The sequence below is a fragment of the Kaistella palustris DSM 21579 genome, assembly GCF_000422265.1.
In the GTDB taxonomy this organism is placed as follows: Bacteria; Bacteroidota; Bacteroidia; order Flavobacteriales; family Weeksellaceae; genus Kaistella; species Kaistella palustris.
In genome coordinates this window covers 453,184-476,378 of the sequence record NZ_KE383812.1, presented here as the reverse complement: position 1 = coordinate 476,378, position 23,195 = coordinate 453,184, and the positions used below count along the sequence as shown (strand labels likewise).

Annotated in this window: 21 protein-coding genes and 1 tRNA gene; 10 read left to right on the top strand and 12 right to left on the bottom strand. The window is 42.6% G+C overall.

The annotated features are described in order from the left end of the window. Positions 1–9: 9 nt before the first annotated feature. The gene (locus H562_RS0112315) at positions 10–1,011 is read right to left on the bottom strand and encodes an o-succinylbenzoate synthase (RefSeq protein WP_027377782.1); all 1,002 of its coding nucleotides are present in this window, start codon (positions 1,009–1,011) and stop codon (positions 10–12) included. A 3-nt stretch (positions 1,012–1,014) separates the two neighbouring features. Next, a complete protein-coding gene (gene fbp / locus H562_RS0112310) occupies positions 1,015–2,028 on the bottom strand; it encodes a class 1 fructose-bisphosphatase (RefSeq protein WP_027377781.1) in 1,014 nt (337 codons plus the stop codon). A 260-nt stretch (positions 2,029–2,288) separates the two neighbouring features. On the opposite strand from fbp, the gene H562_RS0112305 reads away from it, so the two are divergent. From H562_RS0112305 to H562_RS0112295, 3 genes are all read left to right on the top strand, one after another. Then, positions 2,289–3,527, top strand: coding sequence for an aspartate kinase (locus H562_RS0112305; protein WP_027377780.1), 1,239 nt, complete (start codon positions 2,289–2,291; stop codon positions 3,525–3,527). 4 nt (positions 3,528–3,531) lie between these two features. Further along, a complete protein-coding gene (locus tag H562_RS0112300) occupies positions 3,532–5,370 on the top strand; it encodes a lysophospholipid acyltransferase family protein (protein WP_027377779.1) in 1,839 nt (612 codons plus the stop codon). Between the two features lie 85 nt (positions 5,371–5,455). Next, positions 5,456–5,528, top strand: a tRNA-Phe gene (locus H562_RS0112295). A 175-nt stretch (positions 5,529–5,703) separates the two neighbouring features. On the opposite strand, the gene H562_RS0112290 is transcribed toward H562_RS0112295, so the two are convergent. After that, a complete protein-coding gene (locus H562_RS0112290; RefSeq protein WP_027377778.1) occupies positions 5,704–7,854 on the bottom strand; it encodes an endonuclease MutS2 in 2,151 nt (716 codons plus the stop codon). 214 nt (positions 7,855–8,068) lie between these two features. On the opposite strand from H562_RS0112290, the gene H562_RS0112285 reads away from it, so the two are divergent. Next, positions 8,069–8,710 carry a uracil-DNA glycosylase gene (locus H562_RS0112285; RefSeq protein WP_027377777.1) on the top strand — a complete coding sequence of 214 codons (642 nt, stop codon included), beginning with the start codon at positions 8,069–8,071 and terminating at the stop codon, positions 8,708–8,710. Here the strand turns inward: H562_RS0112285 and H562_RS15430 are convergent. Next, positions 8,697–9,320, bottom strand: a complete 624-nt coding sequence (locus H562_RS15430; protein WP_051190495.1) for a hypothetical protein — start codon at positions 9,318–9,320, stop codon at positions 8,697–8,699. The genes H562_RS0112285 and H562_RS15430 overlap by 14 nt on opposite strands. Positions 9,321–9,324: 4 nt before the next feature. Next, complete coding sequence (locus H562_RS0112275) at positions 9,325–9,816, bottom strand: DUF456 domain-containing protein (RefSeq protein WP_027377776.1); 492 nt, start codon at positions 9,814–9,816, stop codon at positions 9,325–9,327. A 69-nt stretch (positions 9,817–9,885) separates the two neighbouring features. Here H562_RS0112275 and H562_RS0112270 point away from each other — a divergent pair, with 69 nt between their 5' ends. The 6 genes from H562_RS0112270 (at position 9,886) to H562_RS0112245 (ending at position 16,664) form a co-directional block, all read left to right on the top strand. Beyond that, on the top strand, positions 9,886–11,145 hold the full coding sequence (locus H562_RS0112270; protein WP_027377775.1) for a mechanosensitive ion channel family protein: 1,260 nt from the start codon (positions 9,886–9,888) through the stop codon (positions 11,143–11,145). A gap of 3 nt (positions 11,146–11,148) precedes the next feature. Then, on the top strand, positions 11,149–11,868 hold the full coding sequence (locus H562_RS0112265; RefSeq protein ID WP_027377774.1) for a pyridoxine 5'-phosphate synthase: 720 nt from the start codon (positions 11,149–11,151) through the stop codon (positions 11,866–11,868). A gap of 146 nt (positions 11,869–12,014) precedes the next feature. Next, positions 12,015–12,755, top strand: a complete 741-nt coding sequence (locus H562_RS0112260) for an alpha/beta fold hydrolase (RefSeq protein ID WP_051190504.1) — start codon at positions 12,015–12,017, stop codon at positions 12,753–12,755. 39 nt (positions 12,756–12,794) lie between these two features. Then, complete coding sequence (locus H562_RS0112255; protein WP_027377772.1) at positions 12,795–13,808, top strand: NAD-dependent epimerase/dehydratase family protein; 1,014 nt, start codon at positions 12,795–12,797, stop codon at positions 13,806–13,808. A gap of 1 nt (position 13,809) precedes the next feature. Next, positions 13,810–15,573: an AMP-dependent synthetase/ligase gene (locus tag H562_RS0112250; protein WP_027377771.1), complete on the top strand. Its 1,764-nt coding sequence runs from the start codon at positions 13,810–13,812 to the stop codon at positions 15,571–15,573. 38 nt (positions 15,574–15,611) lie between these two features. After that, a complete protein-coding gene (locus tag H562_RS0112245) occupies positions 15,612–16,664 on the top strand; it encodes a diphosphomevalonate/mevalonate 3,5-bisphosphate decarboxylase family protein (protein ID WP_027377770.1) in 1,053 nt (350 codons plus the stop codon). 17 nt (positions 16,665–16,681) lie between these two features. On the opposite strand, the gene H562_RS0112240 is transcribed toward H562_RS0112245, so the two are convergent. The 7 genes from H562_RS0112240 to H562_RS0112210 form a co-directional block, all read right to left on the bottom strand. Further along, positions 16,682–16,879, bottom strand: a complete 198-nt coding sequence (locus H562_RS0112240; RefSeq protein WP_027377769.1) for a hypothetical protein — start codon at positions 16,877–16,879, stop codon at positions 16,682–16,684. Positions 16,880–16,889: 10 nt separating this feature from the next. Next, the gene (locus H562_RS0112235) at positions 16,890–17,486 is read right to left on the bottom strand and encodes a MarC family protein (protein WP_027377768.1); all 597 of its coding nucleotides are present in this window, start codon (positions 17,484–17,486) and stop codon (positions 16,890–16,892) included. A gap of 45 nt (positions 17,487–17,531) precedes the next feature. Further along, complete coding sequence (locus H562_RS0112230; protein ID WP_027377767.1) at positions 17,532–19,262, bottom strand: BatD family protein; 1,731 nt, start codon at positions 19,260–19,262, stop codon at positions 17,532–17,534. Then, complete coding sequence (locus tag H562_RS0112225) at positions 19,262–20,002, bottom strand: tetratricopeptide repeat protein (RefSeq protein ID WP_027377766.1); 741 nt, start codon at positions 20,000–20,002, stop codon at positions 19,262–19,264. The genes H562_RS0112230 and H562_RS0112225 overlap by 1 nt, the downstream gene beginning before the upstream one ends. A gap of 77 nt (positions 20,003–20,079) precedes the next feature. After that, the gene (locus tag H562_RS0112220) at positions 20,080–21,087 is read right to left on the bottom strand and encodes a vWA domain-containing protein (RefSeq protein WP_027377765.1); all 1,008 of its coding nucleotides are present in this window, start codon (positions 21,085–21,087) and stop codon (positions 20,080–20,082) included. Positions 21,088–21,265: 178 nt separating this feature from the next. Further along, positions 21,266–22,270, bottom strand: a complete 1,005-nt coding sequence (locus H562_RS0112215) for a VWA domain-containing protein (protein ID WP_027377764.1) — start codon at positions 22,268–22,270, stop codon at positions 21,266–21,268. Positions 22,271–22,280: 10 nt separating this feature from the next. Next, positions 22,281–23,177, bottom strand: coding sequence for a BatD family protein (locus tag H562_RS0112210; protein WP_156832000.1), 897 nt, complete (start codon positions 23,175–23,177; stop codon positions 22,281–22,283). Between the last annotated feature and the right edge of the window lie 18 nt (positions 23,178–23,195).

Genomic DNA, 23,195 nt, shown 5'->3' with positions numbered 1-23,195 from the left:
TAAAATATTCTATACCATGGAAAGCTGATCGCCAGTCAGCACCAGATCCGAGGGGAAATTATTTGTAAATAAACCACCGGTTCCCAAACCCTGCGGAATTTTCGGCTTTTTTGTAAAGGTGTACTGGGCAATGGCATTCAGTCCGATATTACTTTCGAGCGCGGAGGTGATCCACCAGCCGATATTCATCTCATCAGCGATCGAAATCCACTCGTCCGTTCCGGAAAAACCGCCGATCAGCGAAGGTTTCAGAATAATGTACTGTGGTTTTATTTTTTCTAAAAGCTGCTTTTTTTGTGAGATACCTACAACGCCGATCAGCTCTTCGTCCAGTGCAATTGGCGTTGGTGTTTCACGGCAGAGCGTCTGCATCTGATTTCTGTTGCCTGCTTTGATGGGTTGTTCGATAGAATGTATTTCCAGCTCCGCAAGTTCGCGCAACACTGTTTTTGCTTCTTCAGAAGTGAAACCGCCGTTGGCATCAACACGCAGTTCGATCTGATCTCGCGAAAATTCCCGGCGCAGGGTGGTCAGGATTTTTTTCTCGGCCGGCCAGTCTACACCGATCTTCAGTTTAATGCAGTCGAAACCCGCTGCAAGTTTTTCCTGAATCTGCGCCTGCATGTATGGTACGTCGCCCATCCAGATTAGGCCGTTTATTTTTAAAGAAGCCTTTCCGGCGGTGAAATCACTTGGGAAATAGAGACTACCGCCGTTCTTCAAATTTAAAAGCGCCTGCTCGTAACCACACCAGATGGAGGGAAAACGCTTCAGCCGCTCTTCCAGAAGTTCAGGTTCAGCATTTATATTTTCGCAGAACCAGCTCAGGATTTCTTCATATCCGGGAACATCGTCGGAGCTTAGGCCACGAAAGAGTGCGCATTCGCCAATACCTTTTCGGCCGTTTTCTTCTACGGTAAGAATATATGTTTCCTTGGTATGCAAAACGCCGCGGGAAGTTCCACCCGGGCGTTTAAATTGTAAAATGTGGCTTTTGAAATCCGCAGTCATTAATTATTGATTGTATTTCTCCATGAATTCTTCGGCTTTTTCCACCATTTCACTTGTCCCACAGAAAAACGGTACCCGTTGGTGAAGTTCGGTCGGTTCAATTTCCAGGATTCGCTGAAAGCCGTTGGTGCATTTTCCACCTGCCTGCTCGGCGAGCATTGCCATTGGATTGCATTCGTAAAGCAACCTCAGTTTCCCGTTCGGTGACTGCGATGTTGATGGATAAATGTAAATTCCTCCTTTGATCATATTCCGGTGAAAATCGGAAACCAGACTGCCGATGTATCGCGAGGTATAAGGCCGGTCGCCTTCTTCGCGCTGACAGTATTTAATGTAATCCTTCACACCTTGCGGGAATTTCGCGTAATTTCCTTCATTAATCGAGTAGATATTTCCTTTTTCGGGAAAGCTCATGCACGGATGCGACAGATAAAACGTTCCTAAACTTGGATCGAGTGTAAAACCATTCACGCCATTACCGGTGGTATATACGATCATTGTCGATGAGCCGTAAACAACATATCCTGCAGCGGCCTGGTTAACACCTTTTTGCAAGAAATCGGCAAGGGTTACGGGAGTTCCGGGCTCGGTAACACGTCGGTAAATCGAAAAAATAGTTCCTACAGAAACATTTACATCAATATTCGACGAACCATCCAAAGGATCGATAAGCACCACATATTTACTTAAGTGGGCGTTCGGTCCGGTTCGTACTTCTATAAAATCATCGCTTTCTTCTGAAGCAATTCCGCACACAACTTCCCGTTGCGAAAGTGCTTCGATAAAAATGTCATTTGCAAGTACATCAAGCTTTTGCTGCTCTTCACCCTGAATATTCTCATTTCCCGCTTTCCCGATAATATTTGCAATTCCTGCTTTATTTACTTCGCGGTTTACCACTTTCGAGGCCAGCCTTATTGCGCTGAGAAGTCGGGAAAGTTCACCCGTGGAATATTGAAAGTCTTCCTGCTTATCAATAATAAACTCACCGAGTGTCTGAAAATTCTGTTCTGACATATTTATGCTTTTTGGATTCTTACAAATTTCGGAAAATTCTTTGAATTTCGTGGCTTTTCTTTCAGTTAAGATGTACACATCTCCGCTTCTGTGCACCGCCAGAATTATTCCGGACAAAACTTTTTTACGGCACATAAATCTTAACAGTCGGGCATTAAGCCTGCATGTTTTTTTATTTCAGGCTAAAATGATAATTTTGACCTCTGGAAATTTTCATTAATGAAAAGTTTTCACTTAACCACTTGACAGGTAATAAATTAATGAAGGTTTTTAAATTTGGAGGTGCATCACTAAAAGATGCCGATGGTGTAAAGAATGTGGCTGCTGTGCTGAACTCGCAAAAGTTTGAAAACTGCCTGCTCGTAGTTTCTGCTATGGGAAAAACCACGAATGCGCTGGAGAAAGTGGTGCAGGTTTATTTCGAGAAATCCGATTTCCGTGCACAACTGGCAGAAGTAGAGGACGCTCACCTCCAAATATGTCGCGGTCTCTTTTCTGATGAGCATCCGGTATTTCAGGAAATCTCTTTTTATTTTAAAAATGTTGAAGTGTTTCTGCAGAATAATGTAGTTCCCGATTACAACTTCGTGTACGACCAGGTGGTAAGTTGCGGCGAGATGGTTTCCTCCAGAATCGTGAGTCTGTACTTAAATGAAATTCAGTTTGCAAATCTGTGGCTCGATGCGCGTAAATATATTATTACCGATACCAGCTACCGGGAGGGCAACATCAACTGGGACGAAACCCAGAAAAGGATATCGGCTCTTGATCTTAAAAAATGCTATGTCACCCAGGGTTTCATCGGTGCAGAAGCGAATAATTTTACAGTTACTCTGGGACGTGAAGGTTCAGATTATTCTGCCGCGATATTTGCCTACGGCTTAAATGCTGAAGCAATGACGATCTGGAAAGATGTTCCCGGCGTAATGACCGGCGATCCCCGAAAATTTGAAAATGTTTCACTTATTTCGGATATTTCCTATGAAGAAGCGATTGAAATGGCATATTACGGCGCCTCAGTAATCCATCCGAAAACGCTGCAGCCTTTAAAACAAAAAAATATTCCCTTTTATGTAAAGTCTTTTCTGGAACCTGAAAAACCGGGTACCAAAGTAGGCAGTCTTTCGCAGTCAGCGGGCGCAGAATCGTATATTCTGAAGGAGAATCAACATTTAATGCATATCTCGACGCGGGATTTTGCCTTCATTGCCGAGGAACATTTAAGTCAGATCTTTGCGTTGCTCGCAAAAAATAAAATTAAAATCTCCCTCATGCAGAATTCTGCAATTTCACTTGCACTTTGCCTGGAGGATAAATATGGAACTTTAGATGCACTGCTGCAGGAACTTCAGATCAGTTTCAATGCTGACGTGGTAAAAAGCGTGTCACTCTATACGCTGAGAAATGCTAAATTAGAGGATTTAAATAAATTTTACGCGAACAAAAATATACTGTTGGAGCAAATTTCCAAAAAAACCATACAGATCGTAACAAACTAGCAGCATGAGTCTCATTTCCAGGGAAGATTTAATAAAAGCATCGGGCTTAAGCAAAGTGGGATTTCTGAAAAACCCTGTAGCTTCCGCCATCATGCGACTTACAAAAATTACCGAAGTCAATAAACTGTATGACCAGTTAAAAAATAAATCCGGCAAAGATTTTTTCGATTCCTTCGTGCGGTTACGCAAATTAAAATATATCGTTTTCGAAGAAGATCTGGCAAAAGTTCCGAAAACAGGGCCATTTATTTTGGTCTCAAATCATCCGCTTGGCGCCATCGACGGGATTTTGATGGCCAAGATCATCACCGAGATCCGGCCGGACTTTAAGGTAATGGGCAATTTTCTGCTTGAGAAAATCGAACCGATGAAACCTTACGTTATTCCTGTAAATCCTTTTGAAACCAGAAAGGAGATGCAGAACAGCGCCACGGGAATGCGCGAAACTTTAAAACATCTCGCCAACGGCGGCTGCGTCGGGATTTTTCCGGCGGGTGAAGTTTCAAATAAGAACAATGAATTTAATGAGATTCTGGATAAAGCGTGGGCCACACCGGTTTTAAAACTGATAAAAAGGGCCAAAGTTCCCGTGGTTCCGATGTACTTTCATGCAAAGAACAGCCGGCTTTTTTACCAGGTTTCAAAGGTTCATCCCGATCTGCAGACGCTGCTGCTGCCGTCAGAAATGATGCATAACCGCGAGAAACCCATTCGTGTGCGTATCGGCAAACCCGTTTCGGTAAAGATTTTAGATGATCACGAGTCTGTAGAAGAACTTGGCAATTTTCTGCAGAAGAAAATCTACATGTTGAAGTCGTATTATGAAAAGAGAAAATCGCTGGCAGAAAACCTGAAACTCGTCAATCTAAAGCTGAATTTTCCCATCGGAAAAGAGGCTAACGTGGTGCAGAATATCATCGACGAAACACCAAAAGCAGATCTCGTAAACGAAATAAAGACGCTGACAGAGAAAGATAAAATGCTTTTCAGAAATGGGAATTACGAAGTTTTTTTTGCCTCTTACAGCGAGATTCCATCGATCATGCGCGAAATCGGGCGGCAGCGCGAACTTACTTTCCGCAGGATCGGCGAGGGCAGCAACCTGCCGTTTGATCTGGATGAGTATGATGAGCATTACCATCACCTTTTTCTGTGGGATAATAAAGCAGAAAAACTCGCCGGCGCATATCGCATGGCATTGGGCAGTGAAGTGATGAAGAAGCACGGAATAGAAGGGTTTTATACAAGTTCGCTCTTTGAGTTTGATCAGGAACTGCGCCCGTTTTTCCGAAAGGTAATTGAAATGGGCCGCGCCTATATTTCCTTTGAATACCAGCAGAAACCTTTGCCGCTCTTTCTTTTGTGGCGCGGCATCGTACATGTATGTCTCAGAAATCCCGAACATAAATTTTTAATGGGTGGTGTAAGTATTTCAGATAAATTTTCGGAATTTTCGAAATCACTTATGATTGAATTTATGCGGTCTAATTACTACGATTCAGCCGTAGCGCAGTATATACACCCAAAAAAAGAATTTAAAGTAAAACTGCGGGAGCGCGACAAATATCTGTTTTTTGATGAGGTGGAATCTGATCTGAATAAGCTCGACAAGATCATCGACGATCTTGAACCCGAAATGCGCCTGCCGGTTTTAATTAAAAAATACATCAAGCAAAACGCGAAAGTCGTGTCATTTAATGTAGATCCGAACTTCAATGATGCGATCGATGGCCTGATGTACATCCGAATCAGTGAACTTCCGGAAAGCACAATCAAGCCTGTACTTGAAGAAATGAGTGAGCAAATTCAGAAAGAAGAAAATATTGCCGCTGAGAATCAGTAATTTTCGCGGTTTTTGGCAAAATATTCAAAAATGATTTGGAGGAGAAAGAGAAAGATGCTATTTTTGCACCACTCAATAACCAAAAGGTTTCTTAGCTCAGTTGGTAGAGCAATGGATTGAAAATCCATGTGTCCCTGGTTCGATTCCTGGAGAAACCACTTTTAAGATTTGATAAGGCGTTTAGTTTTCTAAGCGCTTTTTTTATTGTAGCAAAATTTCCCGGGATTAACACCGAAAGGTCTATAATTCAAAATCTAAAATCTAAAATTTTTTCGTCAACTGTCAACTGTCAACTGTCAACTCTCCACCGTCAACTGCCCACCGCGGAGCCCGCTAGATCCGCTCCAGTTCATCACCTGATATCTGCGTTTTAAAACTTCCGTAGTTTACCGAGACCTTTCCGTTTTTCTCAATTTTTTCAATTGTACCAACACTTGTGGAGCCGGGAATCCGCACGCGCTGGCCGACTTTCATCCAAACCGCACGCTCTTTTTGGCGTTTGCTTTCCAGTTTTCCGTGCGTCTCTACAATTTTTTCCTGAACATCAACTTTCTTTAGTTGCTGCGTAATCTTACGTTTTACGATCTGCAGGCGTTTATTTTCATCTTTATCGGCGCCGAGTTTCCGGAATTTTTCCTGTTCCAGGATCTTCACAAAATCACCTACCACAAGTTTTCTGGATTTTCCCTTAATGTAAGAATCTATAAAACCTTCAATCTTATTTCCAAACTGGAGTTTCCGGTGTTCATCTTCGTAGAGTTTCTGGAAATTAAAAAGTTTTTGCTGAAGCTGCTCATTCAGTTTTTCCAGATTGTCTTTTTTGTTTTGGGTAGAATCTCTTTTTTCGGTGAGGTCGGTTTTGAGTTTTTCAACTTCAAATTTTTCCTGCTGCAGTTTCACGATCGTTTTATCGAGATTCAGCAGGTCATGTTCCACTTTCTTTTTGGCGGAATTAATGATGAATTGTGGGATCTTATTTTTTTCAGCAACCTCAAAGGTGAACGAACTTCCGGCCTGGCCAACCTCTAGTTTATAGAGTGGCTCCAGCGAATGCTCATCAAAAAGCATAGCGGCGTTCTGCGCATTGGGCAGCTGTTCGACCACAATTTTAATATTGGTGTAATGCGTGGTAATGATGGCGAAACTTTTTTTATCGTAAAAAAATTCCAGAAAAGCTTCCGCCAGCGCGCCGCCCAGTTCAGGATCCGATCCCGTACCGAATTCATCAATAAGCAACAGTGTTTCTGCATCGGCCTCGCGGATGATCTTCGACATTTTCTTTAACCGCGATGAATAGGTCGAAAGTTGATTCTCAATCGATTGGTTGTCGCCGATATCCGTCATGATTTTACCAAAGAAAAACATTTCCGATTTCGGGTGTACAGGCACCAGGAGGCCGCTCTGCAACATCAGCTGCAAAAGCCCGACAGTTTTCAGCGTGATGGATTTTCCGCCGGCGTTTGGACCGGAAATGCAGATGATCCGGTTGTGTTCGGTAAAAGTGAGGGACTGCGGAAATATCTTTTTTTTCTCAGCCTGATTCCTCAGCCAAAGCAGCGGGTGATACGCCTGAACCAGGCGCATGGTTTTATGTGCGTTGATTTTTGGCAGAACGCCATGGATCTTTTCGGCAAATTTTGCTTTGGCACGGGTAAGGTCGAGTCCGAAAATATAGTTCTGATAAGCTGAAAGTTCAGTGTGAAATTCAGCGATTTCCGCGGTGAGTTTCCGCAGGATTTTATCGACTTCTTTTTTTTCCTCTTCTATATCTTCGCGCAGTTTGAACTGATGCTTAACTACGGATTCAGGTTGTACATAAGTGATGGAGCCGGTTTTTGAAACGCCTAAAACCCTGCCCGGCACGCGCTTTTTATAGGCAGACTTTACGGCCAGAACCCTTTGGTCATCCATTATACTTTCACGGATGTCATCCAGAAAATCTGTGGAGGAAAGTGCGGTGAGTGTTCTGTTGAAATTTTCCTGAATGGCTTTTCGGGCATGCGAGATGTCTTGTCTTAAGGTTTTCAATATGGGTGACGCATCGCTTTTAACTTCACCAAACCGGTTCAGGACTCGGTCGATCCTGTCGATAATTTCCTTTCGGAAATCCAGATCTTTCACATCATTGTTTAGGTTTAGAAAAAGATCTTCAAACTGGGGATAAAATTTCTGCAGCCGCCCGATCTGTTCTGTAAGGCTTTTGATCCGCACGAAAGCGCGATTATCTAACCTGAAATTCTCAATGAGCATCAGGTTTAACTCCTGGTCAATATCCTCGTATTCATTAAAAGGGATCGCATTATCACTTTCGAAACTTGAGAGGAACTCAGCCACTTTTTTCAGGGAAAGTTTAGCTTCTTCGCGTGGCATTGGCCGCAGCTCAGCAATTTTTTGCGCAGTTTTTGGGGAATAGGCAAAGGGTGAGATTTCCGCAAGAAGTTCCGGAAATTCAAGTTCATTTAGTTCATCTTTATTTATATGCACATGCAAATTTAATTATTTAGTTCAACAGTTACAAAGTTCAGTGCTTGAGGAGCAAATTAACCGCTATCCTGTGGAAACACCCGAAAATTCCTGCTTCAAAGCAGATCTGGCCATTGAAATCTGATCATAAAACCATATTTTTGAACGAAATGGATTCGTAACTTAAATCAAAAATTCAAAATTTAAAATTCTCATTTCCAAAATCTCCATCAGTATGACCTGGGACGAAGTTCTTTCACCTTTCAAAGACACAGCTTTCTACAAAAATATTATTGAAAAAGTCCGCTGCGAATATGCTGAAAATATCTGCTTTCCGCCCGAGCATCAGATTTTCCGTAGTTTGGATCTTACTCCTTTTGATAAGGTAAAAGTTGTAATCATTGGGCAGGATCCGTATCACAATGCAGGTCAGGCCAACGGTCTATGCTTTTCTGTGTCGGAGTCGGTTGCGGCGCCGCCTTCGCTCAAGAATATTTTCAAAGAGTTAAAGGACGATACCGGAATTATCCGCACCAGGCATGAGCTTGATGACTGGGCAAAACAGGGCGTTTTACTGTTAAATTCAACACTTACGGTTCGTGCGCACGAACCCAATTCTCACAAAGATCTCGGTTGGGAAGGGTTTACAGATTTCATCATCAAGGAAGTGTCAGAAAAAAAGGAAGATGTAGTTTTTGTGCTCTGGGGTGCATTTGCGCAAAAAAAAGCCCCGCTTATTGACGGGACCAAACATTTTATATTAAAGGCTGCACATCCTTCTCCTTTTTCGGTCTATCGTGGTTTCTACGGCAGCAAGCCTTTCTCGAGTATCAATGATTTTTTAAAGTCAAAAAACAGAGCGCCTATTTCGTGGTAGTTCCGCCGCGTTCGGTAGTTGAAGTCCCCGCGCCCTCTTTCTGAATTTTAATTCCAATTTGGTAATTGCCTTTAAGTGAACTGTAACCTTTGGCTGCGGTAGTTTCCGGCGCTACATTCACGAGCGAGATCTGGTAACCGTTGAATTGTTCAGCTTTGCTGTAGCCGCGGTTTGCATCGCTCACAGTGCTTAGTTTTACGGTGACCGGCCGCGTGGCAAGACCTATAAGTTCGACTTCTGCCGTGGCAACTCCTGCCCAGACGCAATTTACATCTTTGGGGCAGCGGCTGTCCTCAATCATTTTTTTAAAGGTGACATTCATTTCATATGCCTTCAGGAATTTATTCTCGCCCTCCTTTAAATAGACAACTCCGGCCTGAGCGGATGCAGCACTCGCTTTTTCTTCTTCTGCAATTCTCACTGCTTCTTTATCGGGCGGCAATCCTGTGGACATTTCCGGCTCGGTTGATTTTGAAGGTTTAATGGGCGTGGATTTTGGCGTTGTTTTAATTTCGGTTTTTTCACTGCTGCTCTGCGTGTTGACTGCCTGATTCTGGCAGGTTGCAAGTGTGAGCATACTTATAGTGGAAAGGATCAGTCTGTGTATCATAAGTTTAACTTTTAAAGATATCGAAAAGAACAACCAAAAACATTGCCAAAGCCACGATGAAATTAAATCCCGTACCGTACAAAAAGCCAATCAGTGCTCCTTTGGTTGAGTTCCAGGCTTTCTTTTTATCTGAAGCATCGTGCAGAAGCTCGCCCAGAAAAACACCCAGAAACATACCGATCAAAAAACCAAACGGAAGCGGAATAAATAACATACCTGCGATTGTTCCTACGACAGACCCCACACTTCCCCAGCGCGTGCCGCCATATTTGCGGTTGGTACGTGCCGGGATTACGTAATTGAGTATGGTAGAAATAATAGTGAGCGCAATAAAAATATAGATGTAAATCATCGGCAAAGGCGCATCGGTACCGAACTTGTAAATCAGCAAACCGGCCAGGCTCAGCAGCAGTCCGGGAAGTACAGGCAGAAATGTACCGGCCATCCCAAGAATTAATAATATGACACAAACCAGGATTATCAGTGAACTCTCCATGAATGGTAAATTTTGTTAAAAGTAGTTATAAATCGGGGAAAGACAAACAATATTCTTAATTTTGCAGGGATGAAAAAGGAATTTATAGATACCAAAGATTTTCTGCAGACACTGAGTGATACCATTCACTTTTTTGTCAAAGATCATTTCCCCGACAGTTGGGTTTTGTTCTTTCAGATCCTTTTCAAATTCCTTTTTCTTATTGCGCTGATCTATCTTGTAGATTTTCTTATTGCGCTTCTGATTAACACTGTTTTCAGAGTTTTCTTCGACAATAAAAAATATCCGGTACTTAAATCGATTTATCAGTCGCGGATTACGAATTCCCTTGCCCACCTGATCGCTTTACTGGTCGGAAGCTTTGCGCTGTTCTCGATTTTTTACCGACACCCGAAAAGTTTTATCTTCCTTGAAAGGATGGTGAGTCTGGTAATCGTATTGGTGGTAGCCGGCATGCTTTACCGTGGACTTACAGCCTTGCGGAACTATTTCGTACTGAAGCAGGATTATTACAAAATTATCGCACTAAATGCTGTTTCCCAGACCGTGAAGATTTTCGGGATTTTTGTTTCTTCAGTCATTGCGATCTGTGTTATCTTCGGCATCAGCGGTTCGGCAATTGTGGGGAGTTTGGGAGCGATCACCGCAGTGCTGGTATTGGTTTTCCGCGATACGATCCTGGGCTTTGTGACCGGGATTCACGTAGCAACCTCAAAAAATCTTAAGGTAGGCGATTGGATCGGCATCCCGAAATATAATCTGGAAGGTACGATTGAAGATCTGAATCTGTTAACAACAAAGATCCAGAATTTCGATAAAACGATTTCTACGATTCCCACTTACGACCTGTTGACAACCGAGATCAGGAATCTGCAGGTGATGTCCGAAAGTAATACCCGCCGAATTAAACGTGCTATAATCTTTAATATTAACTCTTTTAAATTTTTAAATCTTGATGAGGTGAACCGCCTCTCCAAGATTAATTTAATTAAAGGTTATCTTACCGAAAAGAAAGAAGAGATCGTAAAAGAAAGAGAAACGCTGGAGAATGCAGATCTGGTGATCAATGGCCGGCAGCTGACCAATATTGGCGTTTTCCGTGAGTATGCCTTTAATTACTTAAAGAACAGTGAGCATATAGATCAAAAAGGAACTATTATGGTTCGCCAGCTCGAGAATACGCCGCACGGCATGCCGCTGGAGATTTACTGCTTTACAAACGATTCTGCCTGGGAAAAATATGAGGCGATCCTGGCAGATATCTTCGATCACCTTTTAGTGGCTTCCAAGGACTTCGATCTGGAAATCATACAGTTTACAAAATTTTAAAAAATGACGAAACTCAGTGTCAATATCAACAAAATTGCAACCCTTCGAAATGCGCGGGGCGGCGATCTGCCGAGCGTAACTGAAACAGCAGTAAAACTTCAGGAGTTTGGTGCGCAGGGAATTACAATTCATCCGAGACCTGACCAGCGGCACATCACGCGGAAAGATGTTTATGACCTGAAACCGCTTGTTCACACCGAATTCAATATTGAGGGCAATCCGCACCGTCCTTTCATCGATATGGTTCTGGAGATAAAACCGGACCAGGTTACCTTAGTTCCCGATGCCGAAGATGCGATCACTTCAAATGCCGGCTGGGACTGCGAAAAAAATCTTGGCTTTTTGCAGAATGTGATTTCTGAATTTAAAAACGCCGGTATCCGAACATCGGTTTTTCTGGATCCAAATCCGGCAATGGTGAAATTTGCAAAAGAAACCGGCACCGACCGCATTGAATTATATACTGAAGCTTACGCTGCAAATTATGCGGCAAATAAGAAAGACGCGATAAAAATGTATATTGAAGCGGCAGTAGAAGCCGATAAATACGGACTTGGCATTAATGCCGGTCATGACCTGAGCCTTGAAAACCTAAAATATTTTTCCGATAATATCCCGAATCTTCTTGAAGTTTCAATTGGTCATGCCCTGATCTCGGAGGCGTTGTACATGGGCCTGGAAAATACGGTTCAGGCATATCTGAAGCGGCTGGCAAAATGGTAAATCGAGGTTCTTCACAATTAATAATTATCTTTGAAATTCTTTTTTAAAACTTTCATGATGAAGTTTTATTAACATTATTTAAATTTTAGCTTTTGGAAACGCAGCATATTTTACATTCAAAGATTTATGGCGGGGAAAAACCGGGAATGCCCTTGCTTGTATTTCACGGGCTTTTTGGAATGCTCGATAACTGGGGAAGTTTCGGCAAGGAGATGGGCGAGCTTTTTCCCGTTCACCTTATTGATCTGCGAAACCATGGCAAGAGTTTTCACTCTTCGGAAATGTCGCACGATGATCTTGCGCAGGACATTCTGCACTATATGGAGTTCCACAATTTATCGCAGGCAAATTTGCTCGGTCATTCGCTTGGCGGAAAGGCCGTAATGCAGTTTGCATTAACTTATCCTTCAAAAGTGCATCAGTTAATTGTCGTTGATATCTCACCAAAATCATATCCACCGCATCATCAGGGAATTCTGAAGGCGCTCCAAAGTGTAGATTTTAATACAGTGACTTCCAGACAGGAAGCGGAGGATGTCCTTTCGCACTACATTCCCGAGAAATCGGTAATTCAGTTTTTGACTAAAAGCCTTTATTGGACCGATGATAAAAAACTTGCCTGGCGGTTTAACCTGGACACACTTGCGGCAAAGTATCATGAGTTTGTATCAAATGCAGTTAAATTTGGTGTTTTCAATGGGAAAACTTTATTTATTGCCGGGGCAAAATCCCAGTATATTTTACCGCAGGATGAATATCAGATAAAACAGCAGTTTCCGAACTCTTCGATCGTGACTGTGAAAAATGCCGGACACTGGGTACAGGCAGAAAATCCAAAGGATTTCAGCGAAGCGGTAAGAAATTTCCTTTCCGAAGACGAAGCTTAATTTGGCAATTTGTACCCGATATTTTATTTAAAATTATAAATGGTTTTAGTTACAGGCGCTACAGGAATCCTCGGAAGAGTGATCGTTTTGGATCTGCTGAAGCGCGGAAAAACCGTGCGCGCCACGAAACGGAAAACCAGCAACCTTCAGGACGTTGAAAGTTCTTTCAGTTTTTACACCGACAATGCTGAGGAACTTTTCGCTCAGATAAACTGGATTGAGGTTAATTTTGATGATGTATTTTCTTTGCAGGAAGCCTTGATCGGTGTGACAGAAGTATATCACTGCGCCGCTAAAGTCAGTTTTCATCCCGATGACCGGCAGGAAATGTATCACTCCAATATAGTCGGCACGCGGAATCTGCTTTATGCCTGTGAAAATTCCACTGTGAAGAAGTTTTGTTTCATAAGCTCAATTGCGGTTTTCGATGGTGTTGATGAAACGGGCAATGTCACCGAAGATTCAGAGTTCAACCCAAAAGTCCCACACTCTTCCTATGCCAAATCCAAACATTTTGCAGAAATGGAAGTTTGGCGCGCCTCTGCAGAAGGACTTCAAACCGTGATTGTAAATCCGGGTGTGATTTTGGGTAGCGGCAACTGGAAATCAAGCAGCGGCGAGATTTTCGAGGCTTTCGAAAAATATCCTTACGCCATGAGCGGCAGTTCAAATTACGTGGATGTACGTGACGTGGCAGAAATAGCCATTACATTGATGGAGAAAAATATGGTGGATGAAAGATTTATTCTGGTCTCAGAAAATAAAAAAATCATTGAGCTCGCCAATCAAGTCCGACAAAAACTCGGTAAATCCCAGGCCAGAGTAATTCCCAAAACTTTGCTGGAAATTGGCCGGATCATAAACTTCTTTTTCGGTTGGCTTTTTCCACAGCTGCGGCTTTTGACAAAAGTAAATGTAGAAGCCGTAACTTCCCACCACGAGGTCTCCAGCAAAAAGCTCAGAGAGCGCCTCGGTTATAAATTTATACCGGTTTCCGAAAGTATAGATTTTCATTTAAAAAACTATATCTCGCATAAAAAAGCGAACCTTTAAAATGAATATTGCAGAATTATTAAATATAAACGCCGGAAAATTTCCATTTAAATCAGCGATTGGATTCAAGAAAAAAGACCGGTGGACCGAACTCAGCTGGAAAGATTTCCGACGCATTGTTTTTAAAACAGCCAACGCGCTTCAGGCCGCCGGTGTTAAGGAAAACGACAAAGTTGCTATTTTTTCCGACAACTCCGCGGAATGGATCGTTTTCGATCTGGCAATTTTGGCATTGGGAGCAATCACGGTGCCGATCTATTCAACCAACAACCAGGAACAGGCGGCTTATATACTCCACGAATCTGAGTGCAGGCTTATACTTGTCGGGAATCAGGAGCAGTATGATTATTCCTACGGCATCTTAACTGATAGTGTTTATTTAAAGGAGATCGTTGCCGCTAAAAAATCGATCTGGATCAAAAAAGACCGCAGCCAGTATTTCAGTGATTTTATTGCTGATGGTGCGGAAGACTTTGAGATTTCAAAAAAAGAAAACGCGGATTTGGCGACGATCATATATACGTCGGGCACTACAGGCGTGCCGAAAGGCGTCATGATCACACACGGAAATTTTTACACTTCCGTAGAGGCGCATTTCGATTTCTTTAAATTTAAAAATTTTGAAAATGAAACTTCGCTCGCCTTTTTACCATTAACTCATGTATTTGAGCGCAGCTGGACTATCCTTGCACTGTATGGCGGAGCTAAGGTGTATTTCCTGGAAAATACCAAACTGATCGCGAGCGCGCTGGCGGAAAGAAAACCGACCATGATGTGCGCGGTGCCGAGGTTTTATCAGAAAATCTACGCCGGTGTACTTGAAACAGTTGAAAAAGGGTCGCCTACCAAAAAGAAAATCTTCGATTGGGCGCTTCAAATCGGCTCGCAGGTGGCTGAACTCCAACGATTGGATCAACCTGTTCCGCTGCCTTTACTTATCAAAAATAAAATTGCAGGTTCACTCGTCTTTAATAAAATCAAGAATAAAATGGGCGGCCGGCTTTGGTTCATGCCTTGTGGCGGTGCTTCCGTTTCGCCGGAAGTCACGCGCTTTTTTGATGCATTGGGAATCCACATGACCGTTGGTTATGGGCTTACCGAGACTACGGCCACGCTCACGGCCTTTCCTTTTCACCATTATGTGCACGGTTCTGCGGGTATACCCTTGGGTGACACGCAGCTGAAAATTGGTGAGAATGACGAGATTTTGGCCAAAGGAAGCGGTATTATGAAGGGATATTACAAAAAACCGCAGGAAACCGCCGAAGTTTTTACCGGCGATGGCTGGTTTAAGACCGGCGATGCCGGAAAATTTGATGATGCCGGAAATCTTTTCATCACCGACCGGATCAAAGATCTGATGAAAACCAGCAACGGAAAATATATCGCACCGCAGCCTATCGAGAACCTTCTTTCCAATGACGGTTTAATCGATCATGTGATGCTTGTGGCAGAAGGAAAACCGTATGTAACTGCGGTGATTATTCCGAATTTTGAATCGCTGCAGGCAGAACTTCCGAAGTTGAACATTACTTTTACCAACTGGACAGATATTGTAGGAATGGATAAAATACGTGACCTTTATCAGGCGAGGATCGACAGTATTCAGAAACATTTTACCGGATTTGAGAAGGTGAAAAAATTTGTGCTTTTGCCTGCAGAATTTGAAGTCGGCAGCGGAGAAATTACACCTACGCTCAAAGTGAAAAGAAAAGTCGTGCTTCAGAAATACGCCGACACTATCGACAAAATGTACAGTTCCTAAATGTGGAACAATAAAAATCACTGCTAAACCTCAAAAAAATGACCGAATTTTCCGGAAATACCTACTTTAAAATCTCATCTCAAAAGGTGGCGCAAAGCTGCCCGTCGAATATTGCTCTGATCAAATACTGGGGGAAATATGCCGGCCAGATTCCTGCAAATCCCAGCATCAGTTATACGCTAAGCAACTGCAAAACCAATACGGAACTGGAATTCATTGCAGAAGACAAGTTTTCGGTGCAGACTTTTTTAGCGGGAAAAGAAGAAGTAAAATTTGCATCAAAAATCGAAAAATATTTTAAAAGTATTGAGGAGTATCTGCCGTGGATTTTAAAAGGGAAATACATCATAAGAACTGAAAACACTTTTCCGCACAGTTCCGGCATCGCGAGTTCGGCTTCTGGGTTTGGCGCCGTAGCAAAGTGTCTTATGGCACTCGATGAAATTTTTTCGGGAAGTTTAGACTGCGATACCAAACTTAGAAAAGAGAGTTTTCTGGCGAGACTCGGCAGCGGCAGTGCATGCCGTAGTCTTTATGACGGTTTGGTGGTGTGGGGGGAAACCAGGGAGGTTGCAGGAAGTTCTGATCTCTACGCAGTACCTTATCCGGATTCGGACATTCACGATGTTTTCCGGAATTTCAATGACTGGGTGTTGCTCATTCATGAGGGCGAAAAATCCGTGAGTTCCACAGTCGGACATTCCTTAATGAATACCAATCCGTACGCAGAAAGGCGTTTTCAGGAAGCGCACGAAAATTTTTCGACATTGAAACGAATATTGAAAACGGGCGACCTTACCGCTTTTTTTCAGCTTGTAGAACACGAAGCATTAACCCTGCACGCGATGATGATGATGAGTGAGCCCGCATTTATACTGATGAAAAGCGGTACATTAAATGTCATCAACAAGATCTGGGAATTCCGAAAAGAAACCGGTCTGCCTTTATCTTTTACCCTTGATGCCGGTGCGAATGTGCATCTGCTTTTCCCGGCCAATAAACAGGAAGACAGGATAAAGGAATTTATTGTGAAAGAACTGTTACAGTTTACACAAAATAATGGCGTGGTAAAAGATGTAATGAATTTCTAAAGAAATTTTGCCGCAGTCTATTTGTTTTTTGCACTCAGCTTACTCATCTGGTGCATAATCCCTACAATAATGATTCCCACTACAGCTGCCGAGATCGAGAAGATAAACTTGGCGTTTTCCTCATGCCAGAAACCCAAATCCCATTCCATTACATAAAGATTGAAACCGATGAAGATGACGAAAAGAATGAGGAATATTTTATAGAAGAGTTGCATTTTGCTTTATTTAAAATTTAACGTAAGTCGAAAAAAGTTGTGCGAAATTCGCGGTAAACAGTTTAATTGAGATCGCAAGCAGAATTATTCCAAAAACTTTCTGAAGAACCTGAAGTGTTCCGTCGCCCAGTTTGTTTTCGAGCCAGTTCGCAGATTTCAGCACCAAATATACGAAAATTGTGTTCAGAATAATGCCGCAGATAATGTTGATGTCATGATATTCTGCGCGGAGTGAAAGGGTAGTGGTAAGAGTTCCGGCACCGGCGATCAGCGGAAAAGCAATCGGCACGATCGAGGCCGATTTCGATTCGGAATTTTTCTGGATTTCAATTCCCAAAATCATTTCTATAGCGATGATAAAAATGACAAATGCGCCGGCAATCGCAAAAGAGTTGGCATCAACTCCGATAAGTTTCAAAATTTTGTTACCTATAAAAAGAAACGCGATCATTAAAATACCTGCCACGATCGAAGCACGTTCAGCCTCGATCTTTCCGAATTTTTTTTTCAAACCTACAATAATAGGAATGGAACCGACAATATCTATGACAGCGAAAAGAACCATAGTCGCGGTTAGCGTTTCTTTTAAAGAGAACTCATCAAGCATTTTTTCTGGAATTATTAATTTCGCAAAAATATAAAAATAAATTGATTATTTTATAATTTCTGCGTAAAGCATTTCAATCGTTTTGAGAATTGTCTCGATATGTTCTTCAGTATGAAAAGGTGCGAACTTTTCAATCTGTATCTGTTCGGTTAACGACCTGTATTTCTCCAGATACTGAGTGCCGCCTTTTTCTTCGAGCCAGTTTTTGAAATCGCTTTCGCCGGCGAGTTTGTAATATCTTTTGGTGTCTTTTTTAAGCTCGTCGTACGCTGCAAAAAATTGATCGAAATCTTTATTTTCCGCAAGTTTTTTCAAATAAGCCAAGTGATCATCAAAATGCGGATCCCATTGATCGCGGATAAGTTCTTCGGTTTGTGCAACTGTAGTGACAGTTTTCACGGCAGGAACCGGTTTCAGTCTTTGCTTCCGCACTTTTTTCTGCACCAGTAAGAACATCGCAAAAACACCGGTCAGCAGTGCCAGATTTCCCAAAACAATTTTCCAGTTGATCTCGTCTTTACTTTTAATTTTAAGATTGTGTGTCTGCAAGACCGGCGTGTTCACTGTCTCGAGCACGGTATTGGTGTAGTCATTCATTTTTTCCAGCGGCGATTTTCCGTCCAGGATTTCGGCGTGGGTTTTTACATTGAGCATTACTGATTTCTCACCAAGGTCCACGTATTTTTTTGTATTGGGATCGAAGAATGAAAACGGTTCAAATGCGATCGAAATAAGTCCGGGTTTTTTAGGTATCACCACATAATCGGCGATGATCTCACCCGCCAGCCCGGTTTCTTTGGCCGTGGTTTTGGTGGAGATCTGCGGCGGAAAAAAAGTGTAATTTTCGGATTGTTTTAGAGTCGGGATCTGCATCGTACCGAAGTTTCCTGTACCGTTGAGTCGCAGACTTATATTCACAGGTTTTTCTACCTCCGGTATCTCTGTCGCATTGGTGTGGGTGACCGTAGCATTGAATTTTCCTACTGCATTTTTGAAATCCAGCGGCATTCCGGCCGGAAGTTTTTTTACATTCAGTTTTATACGGTTAGAAGAAATTCGGTTTTCTTTCGATGCATTTAAATATTTTGCAATTACAGGACTTATTTCGATATTTCCGGCTTCCGAAGGAAAAATCATGAAGGCAGCGATCACCTGCGAAGCGATACCCGAAGTTGATTCAATTTCAGATTTCGCAAAACTAATCGGTTTGATCCTGATGTTTTTCTGCGTAGGATAATGAATTCCGCTCACTTTCCGGAAACTTCCGTAATTCCTGCTGTAAGCGCGCAAGACCGCAATTGCGGGTTGATTGGCGTACACTGTGCGGTCGTCAACTTCCAGATTGAGATACACATCATCATCAACCGCGGCTACCGAAGCCTTTTTTTCGTTTTCCCTTACATTGATGTCGAATGGTTCGGTTTTGTAAATCTTGCCATTTACGGTCACCAGCACAGAACCAAATTTAACCCGACCGGCCTGCTTAGGTGTAAGCACCCACTGATAGATCATCTGGTTGATGACATCGCCTTTCTTAGCGTCGACAACGATCGTGTTCTGTTCGGAAGCTGAACCTATGACTTCAAATTTGGACAGATCCGGCATCCTAAGGGGTGTTTCCTGTTCCATATTTTCACCGCTGATCTCCAGCAGCACAGTTAAGTTAAAGCGCTGGTTCACTTTGGGATCCTTCACTTCAGACACGGCCAAAGTGACCTGCCCGTAACTGAGAACAGATAAGAAAAGAAATGTTATATAAGAAATAGATTTTTTCATCACCAATCCTTTTCGTTGCTTTGCGGCATCGAGTAGGAGTTTTTGTTCAGGATCCGTTTTGCGGTTTCCCGTTCTTTATTTTCAATCCGGTTCATCAGGGAGTTTTCCAGATCCTTCGGCATTTTGCCGGCATTGTCATTTTTATTTTCATTGGGATCGTTTCCCTGGCCTTCGCCTTTATCTTTCTTGCCGCTGCCTCCCTGCGTATCCGGCGTGTTTCCTTTGTCCTGGCCTTTGTTCTGATCTTTATTTTTATCATCGCCACCGCCACCGGACTGATCTTTGTCGTTTTTTTTCTGATCCTTTTCTTTTTCTTTCAGCATGGCAATTTCATAATTCTTCCGAATATTCTCATTGTATGGATCCTGCTTCAATGCTTTTTTGTAAAGGTCCGCCGCTTTTTTAGAGTCATTAAGCTGCATGTTTGCGTTGCCTAAATTGTAAAGCGCGGCAGCTTTGTCCTGAAGTGTTGCAGCACGTTCACCGGCTTTCTCATATTCGGCTTTCGCTTCCTCATAAAGCTTTCTTTTATAAAGAGCGTTCCCCAAATTGTAATGCGCAGTGAAATCTTTATCATTGCGTTTTACAGCTTCGGTGTATTTGGAAGCGGAGGTTTCGTAATTTTTTTTGTTGAATTCTTTGTTACCTTCAAAAACAAGGGTATTGTAATTTTCCTGGGCCGATAAAAACAGTCCCGCCATAAGCACAAGAAACACCGAAAAAATTGATTTGCAGTTCATTGCCACAAAATTATTCCTTTTATTGTTAAGGTTTTTGTCAAAAATTGTTAAAGTTGGGTTAAAGTCCGATTAATACGCTAGATATTAAAGTCTTTCTTCGGATTGAGGAGAAAGATAAGAAGAAAAAATAAAATGGAAACCCCAAGAAACCAGGCATAATAATGAATGGCGTTCTGCGATTTCACGTACGTTTCCGAAGATGATCTGTTATTTTGGAGATCATCTATGATCTGGGCGGTAGCGCTCTCCAGATTGTTGCCGTCTACATAGGAGCCGCCGGTTTCAGCGGCCATCTCTTGCAGTGCGTTCACTTCTCTTTTGGAGATCACGGTCTGGCCATTGACATCGGTTTTGTAACCCATCAACTGACCGAACACATACTCAGGAATAGGTGCGCCTTCTTCTGTTCCAATTCCTACGGAAAGTATGCTGATGCCTTCTTTCCGGGCTAATTTCATGGCAGGTTTCGCATTGGATTCGTTATCCTCGCCGTCACTCAGTATGATGACTTTTCGCGCGCCTTTCGGAATATTCCTGAATTTATCAACCACAGTTTTCATCCCTGCCAGAAAATCCGTTCCCTGAATTTTTACAATATTTGTTTCAACCGCTCCGATATACGTTTCTACAGCAGTAAGGTCTGTTGTTAAAGGCATTATCGAAGAAGCTTCGCCGGCAAAAACTACAATTCCCACTTTGTCGTTTTTCATTTTCGCCATGGTGTTGATGATGATGTTTTTGGCCTCATCCAAACGGTTGGGTTCAACATCCTGGGCATTCATGGAATTGGAAACATCGAGCAGAAAAATGACGTTGTTCATTTTCTGTTTTGTCTTTATTTCTTCGTTGCCGCTGAGCAGATCGACAATGGAAAGAATCAGAAACAAAGTAGCTAAAAGATAAAGCAGTGGAAAGATCCCGGAGAAGCGCGATGTTTTCTCGAAAAGATTTTCCTGAAAACGGGCTTCTGCGAAAGCATTTTTCCTGCGGCTTTTCCAGCGCAGATAATTCACAATAAGAAATCCAAGCAGCGGCAAAAGCAGCAGCAGTAAGAGATACCAATAATTTCCTAAATACCAGTTCATTTTATTTTTTCAAAAAACCGAACTTTAATCTGAGTTTCAGCTTTTATTATTAATTTCTTTTGGGGAGACAAACTACCTGAACTTCTAGCCCCGGGTGCAGTGAGCCTGCAAGGCGGAACGGAAGACGGGCTCGGTCCGCGGAGAAACTCACTTTTGGTTGCTCCTAAAAAAATACATTCTAACTTAAAAATTTATAAACGACCCAACGCAAAAGTGCATCTAAAAGCAGAATTCCCAGCGAAAACCAAAGGAACATCCGGAAATATTCCTGATAGTTGTAAAGTTTTGACACTTTGAGTTCAGATTTTTCCAGTTGGTTAATTTCGTTATAAACTTCCTCCAGACTTTCATTTGAAGTTGCACGGAAATATTTTCCGCCCGTGGTACTGGCAATTTCGCGCAGTACAGGTTCATCGATTTTCACTTCAGCTTCTGTAAATACAAGGTCGCCAAAAATATCGGTTTGTGTCGGCATGAGCGCGTAACCATTTGTGCCAATACCAATTGCATACACTTTTATACCATTTGTCTTAGCGAGTTGAGCGCCTACCTGCGGCGGCAATGCGTTCTCAATGGTATTCACGCCATCGGTCATCAAAATAATGATCTTAGACTTGGCTTTGCTGTTCCGAAGGTGACTTACAGCTACGGAAAGTCCTTCGCCAATCGCGGTTCCCGGCTGCAGTTCGAGCGGATTCAGATTTTCGAGTTCGTCAATAACCACCGTATGATCGGATGTGACCGGAACTTTGGTAAAAGCTTCGCCTGAGTATGTTACAAGTCCAATTCGGTCGCCCGGCCGCTGGCTTACAAATTTTTTGGCAATATTTTTCAGTGCGGTCAAGCGGTCAGGTTCCAGGTCTTTTGCGAGCATGCTCAGTGAAACATCTACGGAAAGCATGATGTCAATGCCTTTGCTGTCGTCTTCATTCTGAGAAATGGTGAATGTCCGCGGCCGCGCCATGGCAATGATCAGTCCGGAAAGCAGGAGGTATTTCGATATTTTCAGGAAAAACAGCACAGCGCTGATACCGCGGCTTTCCTGCATATTGTTGATCGTAGGCACCTTAATTCCTGTGCGTTCATTTTTCCGCGTATCGCGAATGATCAGGGGAAGAAAAACCAGGAACAGCAGCAAAAACCACGGACTGTAAAATTCAAAATTAAATAAATTAAATGCCATATTCTACAGGTTATACACCGCTTCTTAAAGTTTCTGCCTCCAGATCTTTTGCGGAGCGTTTCACGAAATTCTTAATTCCATTAAAATCGTTCTGCATGTCCGCTTCGCCGGGGAAAGTTTTTGCAAATTTCACCAGGTCGCCACGAAGGAAAATATCCGAAAGTAACTGCTCATTTTCCGGGGAGACGGAATTTGTTTCCTTCAAGACCCCGATCAGGTCATCGGTCAGCAGTACATCTGCCGGAATCCTGTATTGTTTGGTCAGGAAATTTCGGGAAATGTCCAGAAGCTCTACATAGAAAGCGCGGTAATTTCCGGTTTCGATGAATTTTTTCTTCTTTAGGTTTTCAAGATCTTTCAGCGTTTGGTTTGTCATGACTACGGGCGAACTTTTTCTGCGTTTGCCATATTTAATGAGCTGATAAATGATAAATATGAGCGCAAGTACGATCAGGGCGCCTAAAATATACCATTTATATAACTGCCAGTAATCCTGAAGAACAAGTTTGACTTCTTTATTCTTCATGATATCGTTGATCTGATCACCTTTTTGAGCGGTGTTCACGACTTCAACTTCGTAAGGGATGGTGTGGTAAAGCTTTCCGCCGATGCGGAAGTCCAACGCGGGAATGGTGAATTTACCTTCTTCGAAAACGGCAAACTCAATGATCCTGGTGTAACTGTCAGCCTGTTTATCGATGCTGTCTTTTATTTCCTCAAAATGAAAAGGCAGCAGTTCATTCTTGGGGGCCGAAACTACATCTTTGCCCTGCAGATCGGAAATTGAGATCCTGAAGGTTCCAACTTCGCCCAGAGCCAGGGTTTCCTTGTCGAGCCTGCTGCCCAGGACTTGTGGGAAGGCCGCGGAACAGCTGAGAATGAAAACGAGTAATAATATTTTTTTCAAAACTAATGACATTTATTA

Excerpts from the sequence above, each read along its gene's own strand:
- H562_RS0112315 (WP_027377782.1), bottom strand. The coding sequence starts at position 1,011 with ATGACTGCGGATTTCAAAAGCCACATTTTACAATTTAAACGCCCGGGT.
- fbp (WP_027377781.1), bottom strand. The coding sequence starts at position 2,028 with ATGTCAGAACAGAATTTTCAGACACTCGGTGAGTTTATTATTGATAAG.
- H562_RS0112305 (WP_027377780.1), top strand. The coding sequence starts at position 2,289 with ATGAAGGTTTTTAAATTTGGAGGTGCATCACTAAAAGATGCCGATGGT.
- H562_RS0112300 (WP_027377779.1), top strand. The coding sequence starts at position 3,532 with ATGAGTCTCATTTCCAGGGAAGATTTAATAAAAGCATCGGGCTTAAGC.
- H562_RS0112285 (WP_027377777.1), top strand. The coding sequence starts at position 8,069 with ATGACCTGGGACGAAGTTCTTTCACCTTTCAAAGACACAGCTTTCTAC.
- H562_RS15430 (WP_051190495.1), bottom strand. The coding sequence starts at position 9,320 with ATGATACACAGACTGATCCTTTCCACTATAAGTATGCTCACACTTGCA.
- H562_RS0112275 (WP_027377776.1), bottom strand. The coding sequence starts at position 9,816 with ATGGAGAGTTCACTGATAATCCTGGTTTGTGTCATATTATTAATTCTT.
- H562_RS0112270 (WP_027377775.1), top strand. The coding sequence starts at position 9,886 with ATGAAAAAGGAATTTATAGATACCAAAGATTTTCTGCAGACACTGAGT.
- H562_RS0112265 (WP_027377774.1), top strand. The coding sequence starts at position 11,149 with ATGACGAAACTCAGTGTCAATATCAACAAAATTGCAACCCTTCGAAAT.
- H562_RS0112260 (WP_051190504.1), top strand. The coding sequence starts at position 12,015 with ATGCCCTTGCTTGTATTTCACGGGCTTTTTGGAATGCTCGATAACTGG.
- H562_RS0112255 (WP_027377772.1), top strand. The coding sequence starts at position 12,795 with ATGGTTTTAGTTACAGGCGCTACAGGAATCCTCGGAAGAGTGATCGTT.
- H562_RS0112250 (WP_027377771.1), top strand. The coding sequence starts at position 13,810 with ATGAATATTGCAGAATTATTAAATATAAACGCCGGAAAATTTCCATTT.
- H562_RS0112245 (WP_027377770.1), top strand. The coding sequence starts at position 15,612 with ATGACCGAATTTTCCGGAAATACCTACTTTAAAATCTCATCTCAAAAG.
- H562_RS0112240 (WP_027377769.1), bottom strand. The coding sequence starts at position 16,879 with ATGCAACTCTTCTATAAAATATTCCTCATTCTTTTCGTCATCTTCATC.
- H562_RS0112235 (WP_027377768.1), bottom strand. The coding sequence starts at position 17,486 with ATGCTTGATGAGTTCTCTTTAAAAGAAACGCTAACCGCGACTATGGTT.
- H562_RS0112230 (WP_027377767.1), bottom strand. The coding sequence starts at position 19,262 with ATGAAAAAATCTATTTCTTATATAACATTTCTTTTCTTATCTGTTCTC.
- H562_RS0112225 (WP_027377766.1), bottom strand. The coding sequence starts at position 20,002 with ATGAACTGCAAATCAATTTTTTCGGTGTTTCTTGTGCTTATGGCGGGA.
- H562_RS0112220 (WP_027377765.1), bottom strand. The coding sequence starts at position 21,087 with ATGAACTGGTATTTAGGAAATTATTGGTATCTCTTACTGCTGCTGCTT.
- H562_RS0112215 (WP_027377764.1), bottom strand. The coding sequence starts at position 22,270 with ATGGCATTTAATTTATTTAATTTTGAATTTTACAGTCCGTGGTTTTTG.